Consider the following 14,889-nt stretch of genomic DNA (forward strand, 5'->3'; position numbering starts at 1 on the left):
GATCAAAAGATCGCAGCCTCGTTTCACTCGACAGCTCCTACAGAGATCAGAGATCAGGGATTGGTGTGGGTTATGCAGCCTCCTGGAAATCCATCTCCGGTGGCTGGCGGCGGAAGCCACCGGTCAGCACCGCCAGGTACACCACGCCAATTGCCAGCCAGCTCAGGCCCAGGTAAATCGCCAGGTGATCGAGGCTGACCATCAGCCACAAATCTGCCGCCAGGCCAATGAACGGGAACAACAGGAACAGCACGAACTCTCGCAGGCCCTTCTTCTCACCGCCAATCCAGTAGTGAAAAATCACTGACAGGTTCACCAGACTGAACGCAAGGAACGCGCCGAAGTTGATGAACGAAGTCGAGGTGGTGACGTCGAGTTTCAGTGCCAGCAAAGCCACCACGGCGCACAACAGGATGCTGTTGACCGGGGTGCCGAAGCGTTCATGCAAGCTGCCGAAAAAGGATTTGGGCAGCACACCGTCGCGGCCCATGGCAAACAACAGACGCGAACCGCTGGCCTGAGCCGACAGGCCCGACGCGAACTGGCCGACGATCAGGCCGATCAGGAAGATCGACACAAACAGGTCACCACCGATGTTGCGGGCAATTTCATAAGCCGCCGAGTCGACGCTGTCGAACTGGAACGATGGATGCGCGATCTGCACGAAGTACGAGACGCTGACGAAGATCAGCCCGCCGATCAGGGTAATCAGCATGATTGCCCGCGGGATGGTGCGGCGTGGGTCGCGGGTTTCTTCGGTCAGGGTGCTGACCGCGTCGAAACCGAGGAACGAGTAACAGGCGATGGCCGCGCCGCTCATGATCAGCGGCATCTGCATGTCGCCGTTGAAGAACGGTTTGATCGACCACAACGGCGTGCTCGCATCGCCACCGACGTAGTGGATGCACAGCGCGACGAAGGCAATCAGCACCAGGAACTGCACCAGCATCAGCAAGGCGTTGATGCCGTTGGCCAGTTTCAGGCCGACGATGTTGATCGCGCTGGTGATGCCGATGAACGCCAGTACCCAGATCCACTGCGGCACGGCCGGAAACGCGGAGTTGAGGTAGGCGGCACCGATCAGCCAGATCGCCATGGGCAGGAACAGGTAATCGAGCAGCACCGCCCAGCCCGCGATGAAGCCGAGTTTCGGGCTGATGGCCTTGCGGACATAGCTGTAGGCCGAGCCTGCGACGGGGAACGCCGAGGCCATTCGGCCGTAGCTCATGGCGGTGAAAAACATCGCCACCAGCGCCGCCAGGTACGCGGCCGGGACCATGCCGGCGGTGGATTGAGCGAGGATGCCAAACGTGCCGAGCACAATGATCGGCGTCATGTAGGCGATGCCGAACAGCACCACCGAACCCAATGACAGGGTGCGTTGCAAACGAGCCATGAGCGACTACTCCGAATTTATTAGATTTATGGGCAGAGCCGAGTTCGGCGCAAAAATTTCGGGGGTTGCGTTGTTGTTTTAGGTTCATGGGCAATCAGGTGTGTTGCCTGTAAGGGCCTCATCGTCGGATCGCCGCCCGGAGCCGGCTCACTCCCACATTGGATTTCTGTCGTTCACACAATTTGCGTCCACTGGAGATCCCCTGTGGGAGCGAGCCTGCTCGCGATGGCGTCAGCCCGGACGACACGGAATCCGGATCAACGCGAAGGAATCAGCAACTCCCGCACGCCAGAAGCCTGCTCGACAATCTCACCCGGCAACTTCAACCGCTGATCATCCAGATACCGATAGTCCTTGCGTGCCGCCTCCAACCGGCTGAAATCCAGCTCAACCGCAAACCGCCCTTCCTCCCGCCCGGCCTCGAACAACAAGGTGCCCAGCGGATCCACCAGCGCACTGCCACCGGCAAACACCAACCCGTCGTCGCTCTCTTCCACCCGGTTGACCATCAGAGCAAACGCCTGATTTTCCTGGGCGCGAGCCATGATCGCGGTGCGGTGAGTCGGGCCGTAAGGGTCCATGTTGCCGTTGGTGACGATCAGCAGTTCGGCACCCAGTTGCGCCAGGGCGCGGGCGGTTTCCGGGAATTCGATGTCGTAGCAAATCAGCAGGCCGACCCGCACGCCGTTCCATTCGCAGGTGGCGTATCGGTCGCCCGCCTCGAACACACCGCGATCTGACGCCCACAAGTGCGTCTTGCGGTATTTCAGGGCGATGCCTTCAGGGGTAATCAGCAGCGTAGTGTTGTAGAAGCGGCCGTTGTCGTTCTCGGCCATGCCGATTACCACGGCGATGTTGCGCTCGTGAGCCGCCGCTACGACGGCGCTGACCGTTGGCCCGTCCAGCGGTTCGGCGGTTTGGGCTACGGTGGCAGCGGACGGAAAGCCCATGAGGTGGGTTTCCGGGAATACGATCAGCTGCGTGTCGGCGCTGCAGGCAGCGATGGCCGCCAAGGCCCGTTCGAGGTTGTACGCGGTGCCGTTGTCACGGCCCGCCAACTGGGCGAGTTCGACTTTCATGGGTAGTCCTTGTTAGGGGCCGGGCGGCAGAAAGATTGCCCGGTCTGTGTCTGTGCGCCAGTATGCGCAGCAAGCCACCGGCCGGGGAATCACGCCGCTGGGGTAACCCGATAGGGGTAGAGGCATGACACTTTCATTAGACGATATCGCTTGGCACCGCTCGGTCGGGCAACTGATCGACGCCCTGGACAAGCCCAACTTCTGGACGCAGCTGGTGCGTCTGCTGGACCAGTACGTGACCTTCGACAGCTGGGTGGCGCTGCTTTTCAGCGCGCACCAGCACCCGCAAGTGTTCGCCGAATGCCCGGGCGAGGACGGCAGCCCTGATCAGCTGTTCCAGGATTACCTGCGCGGCCTGTACCTGCTTGACCCGTTCTACATCGCTTGCCGCGAGCAATCGCGCACCGGTCTCTATCGCCTGTCGGAAGTGGCCCCGGAGCATTTCGAGCTGACCGAGTATTACCAACGCTACTTTCGTCTGAATGTGGTGGCCGATGAAATCCAGTTCAATTGTCAGCTCGAAGGCGACCGCACGCTGTGCCTGTCGTTGGGCAGCAAGCAACGTTTCAGCGGCCAGCAGATTGCCTTGCTGTCGCTGATCCAGCCTTGGGTGCTCGGTCTGTTGCGCCAGCGTCTGCCCTACGAAATTAACGAAGTCGTGGCCCTCGCGCCGGCGCCGGTCCAGGGCGACTGGCGGGTGCAGTTGGAGGTGTCGGTGCAACAACTCAAGGGCGCGCAATTGACCGCCCGGGAACTGGATGTCGGCCGATTGATGCTCAGCGGTTGCTCCAGTAAAGAAATCGCCCGTAAGCTGGAAATCTCTGCTGAAACCGTGAAAGTCCATAAGAAACACATGTACAGCAAGCTGGGGATCAAATCCCAGTCGGAGCTGTTTTCGATTTTCCTCCAGGCGCAGAATGCCTGATTGCTGTTGCAGCGCCGCAGACTCCTGTGGCGAGGGAGCTTGCTCCCGCTGGATCGCGAAGCGGTCCCGATACAGGCACCGCGTTCAGTCAGACAGAGCCCGTCAGCAGGTTTTGCGACTGCTGCGCAGCCGAGCGGGAGCAAGCTCCCTCGCCACAAAAAGCCAGCCGCATTGCCAAAACACAACCGAGTCCGAACCCAAGGAACCCGTATGAGCCTGTCACTCCTGAGCCGCTACGCCTTCTTTGCCGCTTGCGTGATATTCACCCTCGCCAGCCTGCCCTTCCTGGAACACGACTGGCTCTGGCCGATCACCGCCGTGACGGGCGTCTTGAGCCTCGTGGGCCTGTTCGATCTGTTGCAGAGCCCTCACGCGGTGCGTCGCAACTACCCGATCCTGGGCAATATTCGTTATCTGGTGGAGGGCATTCGCCCGGAGATCCGCCAATACCTGCTCGAATCCGATAGCGACGCCCTGCCCTTCTCCCGTGCCCAGCGCTCGCTGGTCTATTCCCGGGCCAAGAATGAAAGCGCCGACAAACCCTTCGGCACGCTGATCGATGTGTACCAATCGGGTTTCGAATTCATCGGCCACTCGATGCGTCCGGCGCCGTTGAGCGATCCGAGTGCCTTTCGTGTCATCGTCGGCGGGCCACAATGCACCCAGCCGTACTCGGCCTCGGTGTTCAACATCTCGGCCATGAGCTTCGGCTCACTCAGCGCCAACGCCATTCGCGCGTTGAACCAGGGCGCCAAACTCGGCAACTTCGCCCATGACACGGGCGAAGGCAGCATCAGCGCGTATCACCGGGAAAACGGCGGCGACCTGACCTGGGAGCTCGGCAGCGGCTACTTCGGTTGCCGCACCGCGGATGGGCGCTTCGACCCGGAACGCTTCGCCGCCCAGGCGCAGACGCCGCAAGTGCGGATGATCGAAATCAAAATGAGCCAGGGCGCCAAACCCGGTCACGGCGGCATCCTGCCCAAGCACAAAGTCACCAAGGAAATCGCCGAAACCCGCGGCATCCTGATGGGCGAAGACTGCATCTCGCCGTCGCGGCACAGCGCGTTTTCCACGCCGATCGAACTGATGCACTTCATCCAGCAATTGCGTGAACTGTCCGGCGGTAAACCGGTGGGCTTCAAATTCTGCCTCGGCCACCCGTGGGAATTCATGGGCATCGCCAAGGCCATGCTGGAGACCGGCATCCTCCCGGACTTCATCGTGGTCGACGGCAAGGAAGGCGGGACTGGCGCCGCGCCCGTGGAATTCACTGACCACATCGGCGTGCCGATGCGCGAAGGCCTGCTGTTCGTCCACAACACGCTGGTGGGCCTGAACCTGCGCGACAAAATCAAACTCGGCGCCAGCGGCAAGATCGTCAGCGCCTTCGACATCGCCAGCGTCCTGGCCATCGGCGCCGACTGGGCCAACTCGGCACGCGGCTTCATGTTCGCCATCGGTTGCATCCAGTCGCAAAGCTGCCACACCAACAAATGCCCGACCGGCGTCGCCACTCAAGACACCCTGCGCCAACGCGCGCTGGTGGTCCCGGACAAGGCCCAGCGCGTCTTCAACTTTCACCGCAACACACTCAAGGCCCTCGCGGAAATGCTCGCGGCCGCCGGCCTCGATCATCCTTCACAGCTGTCGGCCAAGCATCTGGTACGGCGCATGTCGGCAACCGAGATCAAGTTGTTCTCGCAGTTGCATGTGTTTTTGAAACCGGGGGAGTTGCTGACGGGTGAGGTGAATGGCGAGTTTTACTCGCGGATGTGGCAGATGGCGCGGGCGGATAGTTTTGAGCCTGGTGAGGTGGTTGCTGCGTAAAGATTGCTCTGCATGCCAGCCTTATGGACAGGCTGGCATTAACGAACCTTCAAGCTTCGCGCTCGCTATACAGGACAAATCTGGAAAAGAAGAACCCGCAGATCAGACTCAACAGCGAGAACGACGCGACGGTCATTAGTCCGTGGATTTTCCAGACATCGGCGTAATGTCCGACCACGAAACTCATTACCCCCATAAAGAACACATACATCAGATAACGAAGAACCGACGCTCCGGCCTCAAACGTGTAAAGCGCATGCACATAGAATGAGAACGTCGCGGCCACACAAAACGCCGAAAAATTACTGACAGCCTGGCTAAGATCGGCCGCGGTAGTCAGTACGTAAAATATCTGCCAATGAATCAGCGTATTGGCCACGCCAACGACTGCGTAAGTAGAAAATTCTTTCCATAAGGCTTTCATGTCCGTCCCTTGAACTCGTTCCCGTTTCGGGTGTGTTTCAACCTAAAGACAGGGTCGGTGCGCGTCTACTGTAAGAACTAACAGGTAGCGCAGCATTCCAGACCAACGGTCACGGAGTTCACCACTGGAGAGCGGGAATACGGGCGGGTTCTTTCATGACAATAAAACCGTAATCCCCCAGCAGATAAATCCGATAGAACAGGCTGTCTACCAGCGGTGGATAACCCTGATAACCCACCAGCGTGGCGTTGCGCCGTTCCTTTTCCCTGACCACATTGGTAATGCCTGCTTTGGGCAGGTTTTCAGCAAGCATGTAAAAGTCGACGTTCAGCAGGTAATGCAAAACCGGCATCTGCTTGAACGAGCCGGCGGCACTCGCCAGCCAGTGATCGGAATACGTCACCGACATATAAATGCGCTTGGCTTTGCGCAACGCCGGGTGGGAAGCAATGTCGGCACTCAAGGCATACAGCGCATTCGTCGCGAAGGCTTTTTGTAACGTCAGCACCCGTCCATACGCGAAGGAAAGCGAGAGCGTCGCCAGCAGCGGAACCAGCAACAGCAACGGCAGTTTTCCATGCACCGGCGCCAGCGCCCGATGGCTCAGGTAGAACAGCAGCACCATCACGACTGCAAAGCCCATCAAGGTGCGCGCGCCTTCGTTGAAGTCGCGAAAAAACAGCGAGGCTCCAGGCACCAGCGAAATCAGGACAGGCAAGATCAACAGACACAGCAGGCCCATGACAGCTTTTTTGAGCCCAGTGTCCTCACGCTCCAGCACGCGTTGTCCCACGCCCACAGCACCAACGATGGCGCACAGCAACAGCGCGGCGAACACCCAGATAAACCCGCCATGGAACAGCAGCACGATTTTTTCCAGCACCCGGCCCAGATTGGTTTCAATTTGCAGCAGCGGCGCCGCCGCCCCGTTCAACAACGCAGTACGGCCCTGGGTCATGAAGGAATAGGCGGTGGCGTAATAGATCAACCCGGCCAGCGCCACTTGTGCCACTTTGCAGCCGATCAATCGGTACAACGCAGGCCATGCCCATTTGTCGTTCGCCCCCCGCAGCCACTCCAGGCAACAGAGACCGAGAAACACATTGAAGCTGACCTGATAAAGCCCTATGGCCAATGCAATCAGCGCGGCGGGTATCAGGAGATGCTGGACGCGCGAGGAGCTTCGAAACGTGATTGCGTAAATCACCGCCACCAGGCTCAGGGCCATGGTCGGTCCGTCGTATTGATACGACAGGTTCTGCAGGAAAAACGGGTTGTACCAAAGCGGCAGCACCACCAGGCAATGGGCAAACGTCGGTTCGGGAAAGTAGTGGAACGTCAGCCGGGTCAGGGCAGTACTCATCGCCAGCGTGGCGATCAACAGCGGTAACGGGAAGATATTCGGCGCGGCACCGCTGAACGTCAGCAGGTTGTAGAACCACTGCGCGAACAACCGGCCCTCCTCCGCCCAGCCGGTGCCGGCGGCCAAGGCACGCCAGTTGTCATCGATGTAGGGAAAATCCGCGAGGATCAACGGCAGAATGTAAATCAGCGCCGCAAACACAAACATCAACCAGACCTGACGGCCTGTGAGCTCTTTGTCGAGCCATTCGCTGATCCTCATGCCGGCGCCTCTTGGGAATTCCGCCTTCAATCGATAAAGCTTTGAAACCGACGGTAGTCAGAGATCGCAGACCTGCGCGGCTTTTAGACAAGCGGTTGCCCCCTCGTCGATGCACAGAGACATTCCGTAATATCCGCACTTTGCAATTGCCGGCGAATCCCTGCACCCTGCGCGCCGCCAATGTGGGACGCGCAACCTTTTGTATCGCCGGCGCGCCTACTTCCAAACCCGTTCAAGAGCCCGCCGCTATGACGACTGAACGCGATCGCCGAATCGACTTTTTCCGTGGCCTGGCACTGATCTTCATTTTCTGGGATCACGTGCCCCACAACCCGCTGGGTCAGATCACCCTGCGTAACTTCGGTTTCAGTGATGCCGCCGAAATCTTCGTGTTTCTCGCCGGCTACGCGGCGGTCCTGGCCTACGGCAAGATCCTCGCCCGCGACGGTTACCTGATTGCCTGCGTGAAAATCCTGCGCCGGGCCTGGGTCCTGTATGTGGTGCATATTTTCCTGCTGGCGATGCTGATGGGTATCGTGTTCTTCGCCAACAGCCATGTGGAAACCCGCGACCTGGTCGAGGAAATGGGCCTGCACCACTTCATCACCAACCCGCAGCAAGCGTTGACGGATGAGTTGCTGTTGCGCTTCAAACCCAACCTGATGGACCCATTGCCGTTGTACATCGTGCTGCTGGCCGGGTTGCCGCTGGTGCTGCCGTTGCTGGTGCGCAAGGCCTGGGCGGTGGTGGCAGTGTCGTTGACCGTGTACCTGCTCGCGCCGCTGTTTGGCTGGAACCTGGCCGCGATCAAGGATGGCGTGTGGTATTTCAACCCGGTCACCTGGCAATTGCTCTTTGTGCTTGGCGGTGCCGCCGCGATTCATGGACAGCGCCGACGGTTGACCGAGACGCGTCCGCTGCGGCGCCAGCCGTTGTTTGTCAGTGCGGCAATGTATGTGGTGGTTACCGGCGTGATCACCGTCTTGTGGCGCTGGCCGGAAATACATGACGCGCTGATGCCGGCGTGGCTGAGCAACCTGCTGTACCCGATCAGCAAGACTGACCTGTCGCCGGTGCGCCTGCTGCACTTTCTGGCGCTGGCGTATGTCACGGCGAAACTGTTGCCGGACACTGGCTGGACGCAAAATTGGGTGGCACAGCAATGCAGTCGCATGGGGCGTTATTCGCTGGAAGTGTTCTGCCTTGGTGTGTTGTTGGCGCCGTTGGCGGATATGGTCAATGCCCTGACCGACGATGCGTTTGCCATGCAGATCTTCACTGCGCTGGTGGGTGCGGGGTTGATGGGGTTGCTGGGGGTTTGGCTGGATTTCAACAAACGCCTGACCGCACCGATTCAAACGGTGCCGGTCAATTGAGGCACACCAGGCTTTTGTGGCGAGCGAGCTTGCTCGCGCTCGGCTGCGAAGCAGTCGTAAGTTTTTAGGGCCGCTACGCGCCCCAGCGCGAGCAAGCTCGCTCGCCACAGGGATTTCGTCAGCCAATAAAAAGCCCCGGCCAATGGACCGGGGCTTTTGCATTTCAGGCGTGGCGACTTATGAAGCCGAGCCCACCGCACCTTGCGACACATTGGTCGGTTGCAGCTTGAACACGTAGAACAACACCGTCAGCAATACCAGGAACGCCGGGCCGACATACAGCGCCACTCGGGTGTCCGGGAAGTACGCCATCAGGCCGACCACCAGCACCAAAAACGCCAGCGCCAGGTACGAGCTGACCGGGTACAGCCACATTTTGTATTTCAGGCCGGCACGCTCGCTGGCGCTCAAACCTTTGCGGAACTTGAGCTGGGCCAGCAGGATCATCACCCAGGTCCAGATCGCGCCGAAGGTGGCAATCGCGGTCACCCAGACGAAGACTTTCTCAGGCACCAAATAGTTGAGCAACACGCCCAGCAACAACGCGCCGATCGACAGCAGCAGCGCACGACGTGGCACGCCGTTGTTCGAGGTCTTGGCAAAACCGGCCGGGGCCTGGCCATTCTGCGCCAGGCTGTAGAGCATGCGCCCGGTGCTGAAGATGCCGCCGTTGCAGGAAGACAACGCCGCGGTGATCACCACGAAGTTGATGATGCCGGCCGCGGTCTTGATGCCCAGGCGTTCGAAGGTCATCACGAACGGACTGCCTTGGGTGCCGATTTCGTTCCACGGGTAGATCGACAGGATCACGAACAACGCACCGACGTAGAACAGCAGAATCCGCCAGAACACCGAGCCGATTGCGTTAGGAATGGTCTTCTGCGGGTTCTTCGCTTCACCGGCAGTCAGGCCGATCATCTCGACGCCGAGATAGGCGAACATCACCATTTGCAGGGACATCAACACGCCTTGCACGCCGTTGGGCATGAAGCCGCCGTGCGCCCAGAGATTGGAAATCCCCAGCGCCACCCCGTCGTTACCGAAGCCGAATGCGATCACGCCGATGCCGCCGACCACCATCGCGATGATGGTGACGATCTTGATCAGGGCGAACCAGAACTCGAATTCACCGAAGGCTTTCACTGCGATCAGGTTGATCGAACCCATGCTGATCAACGCCGCGAGTGCCCAGATCCAGCGCGGCACATCGGGGAACCAGACGCCCATGTACACCGCCACGGCGGTGATTTCTGCGACGCAGGTTACCAGCCACAGGAACCAGTAATTCCAGCCGGTCAGGAAGCCGGCCAAGGGGCCGAGGTAGTCTTGGGCGTAACGGCTGAAGGAGCCGGCGACCGGGTTGTGCACGGCCATCTCGCCGAGGGCGCGCATGATCACCAGGATCGCCAGACCGCCGATGATGTAGGACAGCATGATGGCAGGGCCGGCCATTTCGATGGCCTTGGCCGAACCGAGGAACAGGCCGACGCCGATACAGGCACCGAGCGCCATCAAGCGAATATGCCGTTCGCCGAGTTCGCGTTTAAGCGGGCCGCCCTGAGCGGTCTCGCCGTGGGGCAGGTGATTGCCGACTGGCATAGGGGTACAACCTCGTCTTGTTATTGGATATGACCACCGAGTAACAAAGCGCTGACCGGTAAGCCATTGCTTCTGAGAAACCGGGCCTGCTTCGTGAGCAAACCCGCCTTGCAGGACAGCACCTGCAAGATCAGCGGGGCGTGCAGTATAAAAAGCTTCGTACAGGGCTTTTCACTCTATAAACCACAACATTCAGCCAGAACTCTCGGGAAAAGCCCGGTTTGCGGAGGGGCATTACCTGGCTTTTGTAGGATTTTTCACAGCTGAAACGGCGCGGAGTATTGCACAGCATTGGTGCATCGTCATGTCCCTGCCTTGGCCTTATTTATTGCTTGATGGCTCTAATCCAAGCTTTTCAGGCTCACGCACGCGTCCTTAGGCAAAAGAGCTGTTGTGGCGAGGGAGCTTGCTCCCGCTGGGCTGCGAAGCGGCTCCACTTCTGTCACGGTCTTTCAGGAAGAACGCCTTCCGATTTGCGTCTGCTACGCAGCCGAGCGGGAGCAAGCTCCCTCGCCACAAAAGCAGTGTTTACGAGTGAATCCTTCAGGAGTAACGGAAATTTCAGTCAACAATTGCAGCTACGCGTAGGCAGATAAGCAATTAGGGTTAGCGGGATCCACTCCAAAAGGAAGCAACGGAATGCATCCACACCCGAACTCACACCGGCTGCGCCATGGACGCTTTTCAGAACAAGGTCGGGCCTACCTCATCACAGCGGTTGTGCATCAACGACGCCCTCTTTTCACTGATTGGAAGTTGGGACGCCTGCTAGTAGCCGAGTTGAGGCGAGCCCATGACCAGGAATGGGTCAATTCTATTGCCTGGGTGATCATGCCCGACCATTTCCACTGGTTGGTGCAGCTGGAACAAATCTCTCTGACGCGACTCATGCAAGCCATCAAATCCCGCAGCACGCTCACTATTAACAAAGCATCAAACCGTCGAGGGGCTTTCTGGCAAACCGGCTATCACGACCGTGCAATCCGCGACGGGGAGGAACTCTTGCCGTTCGCTCGTTACATCGTTGCTAACCCTTTGCGCGCAGGGCTTGTGGATAAAATCGGTAACTATCCTTTATGGGACGCCTGCTGGCTCTGAAACCCCGTCTTAAAACTACATATCTCATTGTGGCGAGGGAGCTTGCTCCCGTTCGGCTGCGCAGCAGCCGCAAATCTGTCACCTGTTTTTATCAGACAAACCGCGATGGCCGGGTTCAGGGCCGCTTCGCAGCCCAGCGGGAGCAAGCTCCCTCGCCACAGGTTATGGGAAATATTCGAGATTCTTGCAGCCACAATTTTTTCACCATCGCCAACCACCGACTAAGCTTCAGACAAGTCCGATCAATCTGCGTGAATGGATCAGTCGACTATGGGCGCGTTATGGCAAACCGATACGAGTAAAACTGTGGTTCCGACTGAACGTGTGGATGAAGCGCCTATACCTGAAAAACCCCCTCGCAGTCGTACGACGCATGGTTGGGGGGCGTTTTGGTTGTTGCTTGTCATTATCCTGATTGTCCTGGGGCTCGCTGCCGCCAAGGAGATGCGCACCTCGAAGTTTCAGTCTCGTGAGGTGAGCAAATTCGCCGCCTCCTTGAGTTACGAAATGAAACCCGGCCCCAGCGACGCCATTCGCTATCCAGGCGCAGGCCCTTTCGATTTGCGTCTGGGTTACAGCTCCATGGGAGAGTTCCTGCCGCGTTTGATCAAGCGTGACTACGTCATTGCGTCACAAACCCGCTTCTCTCAAAAGCTGATGGACTACACCGACAACGGCTTTTTCGTGCCCTACGCGGAGAAAATACAGGCGGGATTGTCGATTACCGATTGCCGTGCGGCACCGCTGTATCAGTACAAATACCCACAACAACTCTATTCAAGCTTCGATGCGATCCCGCCGGTGGTGGTCAACAGCCTGCTGTTTATTGAAAACCGCTTTTTGCTCGACCCTCGTCAGCCCTTGGCCAACCCCGCCGTGGACTGGCCTCGCTTCGGCATGGCGATTTGGTCGCAAGTTGCCAAGCTGATACACCTGCCGGGCCAGTCGGCGGGTGGCAGTACGCTGGCGACGCAACTTGAGAAATACCGGCACTCCCCCGATGGCCTGACGGTGTCGGGCGCGGAAAAGATCCGGCAGATGTTTTCCGCCACCGTGCGTGCTTATCAAGCGGGCCCGGAAACCTTGCAAGCCCGGCAAAATGTGGTTCGCGACTACCTCAACAGCGTGCCGCTGTCGGCGGTACCGGGCCACGGTGAAGTGCATGGCATGGCCGAAGGGTTGCGCGTCTGGTACGGCGCCGATTTCAACAAGGCCAACGAACGGCTGGCCAGCACCGAAACGGATCCCAAGAGCATGGCCGAGAAAGGCCTGGCCCTGCGTGAAATGCTCTCGCTGATGATCGCCCAGCGCCGCCCTTCTCACTACCTGACCAAGGGCCATGATGAACTCGCCGACCTCACCGACAGCCACATCCGCCTGCTGGCGGCGAATGGTGTGATCGATGCGCCTTTCGCAGCGGCAGCCCTGGCCAGCAAAGTGACCTACCGCGACTGGCAAACCCAGCCGACCATTCAGCCGATTGAAACCAACAAAGGCATCAGCGTGGCGCGCAGCCGCTTGGGCGGGCTGCTCAATCGTCCCCTGTACGATCTCGACCGCCTCGACCTCTCCGCCACCAGCACCCTGCAAGGCGACTTGCAAACCCAGACCACCGAGTACCTCAAGCACCTGGCCGACCCGGCGTTTGCGACACAAATAGGTCTGATGGGCGAACGCTTGCTCACCCCCACCAGCACCACCCAGGTGCGCTACAGCTTCACGTTGTTTGAGCTGACACCGGACGGCGCGCGCGTGCGGGTGCAGACCGACAGCACCGACCAGCCATTCGACATCAACGAAGGCAGCAAGCTGGAACTGGGCTCCACCGCGAAAATGCGCGTGCTCACCACCTACTTGCAAATCATGGCCGAGCTGCACGATAAGTACGCCGAAATGACCGTCCCGGAATTAAAGAAAGTCGACGTCCCGGATCAGGATCGCCTGAGCCGCTGGGCCGTCGATTACCTGATTCAGAACAAGGACCGCAATCTGTCGGCCATGCTGGGCGCCGCGCTGGACCGCAAATATTCCGCCAGCCCCGGCGAAGCCTTTTTCACCGGCGGTGGGCTGCATACCTTCGTCAACTTCCGCAAGGAAGACAACGGCCGCATTCCGACCTTGCGCGATGCCCTGCGTGAGTCGATCAACCTGCCGTTTATTCGGCTGATGCGTGACCTGGTGCGCTACACAACGTATTCAGGCCCCAACAACAGCGCCGAATTGCTCAAGGACGACCGCGACCCACGGCGTCAGGAATACCTGGCCAGTTTCGCCGACCGCGAAGGCACTTCTTTCCTGCTGAAGTTCTGGAAGAAGTACAAAAACAAGGACACCCAGGCGCGGCTCGATACCTTCCTCGACAGCATGCGCCCGACCCCGATCCGCATGGCGGCGGTGCACCGTTATCTGCTGCCCCAAGCCAGTCAGGAAAGCTTCAACACCTTCGTACGCTCGCATCTCAAAGGCGCGAAGCTCACCGAAAAACTCACCGACGAACGCCTGCAACGGCTCTACGACAATTACAGCCCTGGCGCCTACGACCTGCCGGATCAGGGCTTCATCGCCAAGGTTCACCCCCTGGACCTGTGGCTCATGGGCTACCTGCTGAACAACCCGGATGCGAAGTGGAGCCAGATCGTCAAAGCCAGCCAGTTCGAGCGTCAGGAAGTCTACAGCTGGCTGTTCAAGAGTCGTCACAAGGGTGCCCGCGACAGCCGAATTCGCACCATGCTGGAGATCGAAGCCTTCCTCGACATCCATCAGCGCTGGCAAAAAGTCGGCTACCCGTTCGATCACCTGGTGCCGTCGCTGGCCACCGCCATCGGCAGCTCCGGCGACCGCCCGGCAGCGCTGGGCGAGTTGATCGGCACCATCCTCAACGACGGTGTGCGCATGCCGACTCTGCGCATCGATACCCTGCACTTCGCGGCGAATACGCCGTACGAAACCAAACTCATCAACGACCCGGACGCCGGCAAACGGGTGATGCCGTCCGAAGTGGCCACGGCCATGCGCGAGGCCTTGTCGCAAGTGGTGGACGCCGGTACGGCTAAACGTGTTTCCGGCAGTTTCATCACCGCCGATGGGAAACCATTGGCCATGGGCGGCAAGACCGGGACCGGGGATAACCGCATCGAAGCCATTGGTTCCGGCGGGCGGATTCTGAGTTCGAAGTCGATCAACCGCACGGCCACCTTTGTGTTTTTCATCGGTGACAACCACTTTGGGACGCTGACCGCCTTCGTACCGGGACGCACCGCCGAAGCCTTCAAGTTCACCTCGGCGCTGCCGGTGCAAGTGCTCAAGGGCATGGCACCAATTCTTACGCCATATCTGCAACCGGGTACACATACACAATGCCTGCCGGTTGAGGTAGCGCGACGCTGATAAACGATGGCGTTAATTAATTATTTTCGGCATTGGTAATTCCAATGCATTTGGGGGGCCAACACTGATTAAGCAGCGGTAATTCAGACTTTTACTTTGAGCCTCGAGCGTTAGGCTGGTCACTCCACTTAACGCTCAAGGTTTATCCAAG

10 protein-coding genes are annotated in these 14,889 nt (G+C 59.1%); 5 read left to right on the forward strand and 5 right to left on the reverse strand.

Annotated features, from left to right (window positions below; translation table 11 throughout):
* Positions 1 to 70: 70 nt before the first annotated feature.
* Both ACA070_RS24665 and ACA070_RS24670 read right to left on the reverse strand, forming a co-directional pair.
* Positions 71 to 1,396, reverse strand: coding sequence for an APC family permease (locus tag ACA070_RS24665; protein WP_497448693.1), 1,326 nt, complete (start codon positions 1,394 to 1,396; stop codon positions 71 to 73).
* A gap of 257 nt (positions 1,397 to 1,653) precedes the next feature.
* Positions 1,654 to 2,475 (reverse strand): carbon-nitrogen hydrolase family protein, encoded by an 822-nt coding sequence (locus tag ACA070_RS24670; protein WP_497448694.1) that lies wholly within the window; start codon positions 2,473 to 2,475, stop codon positions 1,654 to 1,656.
* 124 nt (positions 2,476 to 2,599) lie between these two features.
* On the opposite strand from ACA070_RS24670, the gene ACA070_RS24675 reads away from it, so the two are divergent.
* Positions 2,600 to 3,400 (forward strand): helix-turn-helix transcriptional regulator, encoded by an 801-nt coding sequence (locus tag ACA070_RS24675; protein ID WP_497448695.1) that lies wholly within the window; start codon positions 2,600 to 2,602, stop codon positions 3,398 to 3,400.
* A 210-nt stretch (positions 3,401 to 3,610) separates the two neighbouring features.
* Positions 3,611 to 5,230, forward strand: coding sequence for an FMN-binding glutamate synthase family protein (locus ACA070_RS24680; RefSeq protein WP_497448696.1), 1,620 nt, complete (start codon positions 3,611 to 3,613; stop codon positions 5,228 to 5,230).
* A gap of 49 nt (positions 5,231 to 5,279) precedes the next feature.
* On the opposite strand, the gene ACA070_RS24685 is transcribed toward ACA070_RS24680, so the two are convergent.
* Both ACA070_RS24685 and ACA070_RS24690 read right to left on the reverse strand, forming a co-directional pair.
* Positions 5,280 to 5,654 carry a GtrA family protein gene (locus ACA070_RS24685; RefSeq protein WP_497448697.1) on the reverse strand — a complete coding sequence of 125 codons (375 nt, stop codon included), beginning with the start codon at positions 5,652 to 5,654 and terminating at the stop codon, positions 5,280 to 5,282.
* 118 nt (positions 5,655 to 5,772) lie between these two features.
* Complete coding sequence (locus ACA070_RS24690) at positions 5,773 to 7,278, reverse strand: glucosyltransferase domain-containing protein (protein WP_497448698.1); 1,506 nt, start codon at positions 7,276 to 7,278, stop codon at positions 5,773 to 5,775.
* Positions 7,279 to 7,526: 248 nt separating this feature from the next.
* Between ACA070_RS24690 and ACA070_RS24695 the strand changes: the two genes are divergently transcribed.
* Complete coding sequence (locus ACA070_RS24695) at positions 7,527 to 8,654, forward strand: OpgC family protein (RefSeq protein ID WP_497448699.1); 1,128 nt, start codon at positions 7,527 to 7,529, stop codon at positions 8,652 to 8,654.
* 177 nt (positions 8,655 to 8,831) lie between these two features.
* Here ACA070_RS24695 and ACA070_RS24700 read toward each other — a convergent pair whose 3' ends face one another.
* A complete protein-coding gene (locus ACA070_RS24700; protein WP_497448700.1) occupies positions 8,832 to 10,253 on the reverse strand; it encodes an amino acid permease in 1,422 nt (473 codons plus the stop codon).
* 639 nt (positions 10,254 to 10,892) lie between these two features.
* Here ACA070_RS24700 and ACA070_RS24705 point away from each other — a divergent pair.
* Positions 10,893 to 11,351, forward strand: a complete 459-nt coding sequence (locus tag ACA070_RS24705) for an REP-associated tyrosine transposase (RefSeq protein WP_497448701.1) — start codon at positions 10,893 to 10,895, stop codon at positions 11,349 to 11,351.
* Between the two features lie 270 nt (positions 11,352 to 11,621).
* Complete coding sequence (locus tag ACA070_RS24710) at positions 11,622 to 14,738, forward strand: transglycosylase domain-containing protein (protein WP_497452019.1); 3,117 nt, start codon at positions 11,622 to 11,624, stop codon at positions 14,736 to 14,738.
* Positions 14,739 to 14,889: the final 151 nt, after the last annotated feature.

The organism is Pseudomonas sp. LBUM1678, assembly GCF_059695575.1.

Bases quoted from the DNA above. Each gene is read 5' to 3' on its own strand.
- ACA070_RS24665 (WP_497448693.1), bottom strand. From the start codon at position 1,396: ATGGCTCGTTTGCAACGCACCCTGTCATTGGGTTCGGTGGTGCTGTTC.
- ACA070_RS24670 (WP_497448694.1), bottom strand. From the start codon at position 2,475: ATGAAAGTCGAACTCGCCCAGTTGGCGGGCCGTGACAACGGCACCGCG.
- ACA070_RS24675 (WP_497448695.1), top strand. From the start codon at position 2,600: ATGACACTTTCATTAGACGATATCGCTTGGCACCGCTCGGTCGGGCAA.
- ACA070_RS24680 (WP_497448696.1), top strand. From the start codon at position 3,611: ATGAGCCTGTCACTCCTGAGCCGCTACGCCTTCTTTGCCGCTTGCGTG.
- ACA070_RS24685 (WP_497448697.1), bottom strand. From the start codon at position 5,654: ATGAAAGCCTTATGGAAAGAATTTTCTACTTACGCAGTCGTTGGCGTG.
- ACA070_RS24690 (WP_497448698.1), bottom strand. From the start codon at position 7,278: ATGAGGATCAGCGAATGGCTCGACAAAGAGCTCACAGGCCGTCAGGTC.
- ACA070_RS24695 (WP_497448699.1), top strand. From the start codon at position 7,527: ATGACGACTGAACGCGATCGCCGAATCGACTTTTTCCGTGGCCTGGCA.
- ACA070_RS24700 (WP_497448700.1), bottom strand. From the start codon at position 10,253: ATGCCAGTCGGCAATCACCTGCCCCACGGCGAGACCGCTCAGGGCGGC.
- ACA070_RS24705 (WP_497448701.1), top strand. From the start codon at position 10,893: ATGCATCCACACCCGAACTCACACCGGCTGCGCCATGGACGCTTTTCA.
- ACA070_RS24710 (WP_497452019.1), top strand. From the start codon at position 11,622: ATGGGCGCGTTATGGCAAACCGATACGAGTAAAACTGTGGTTCCGACT.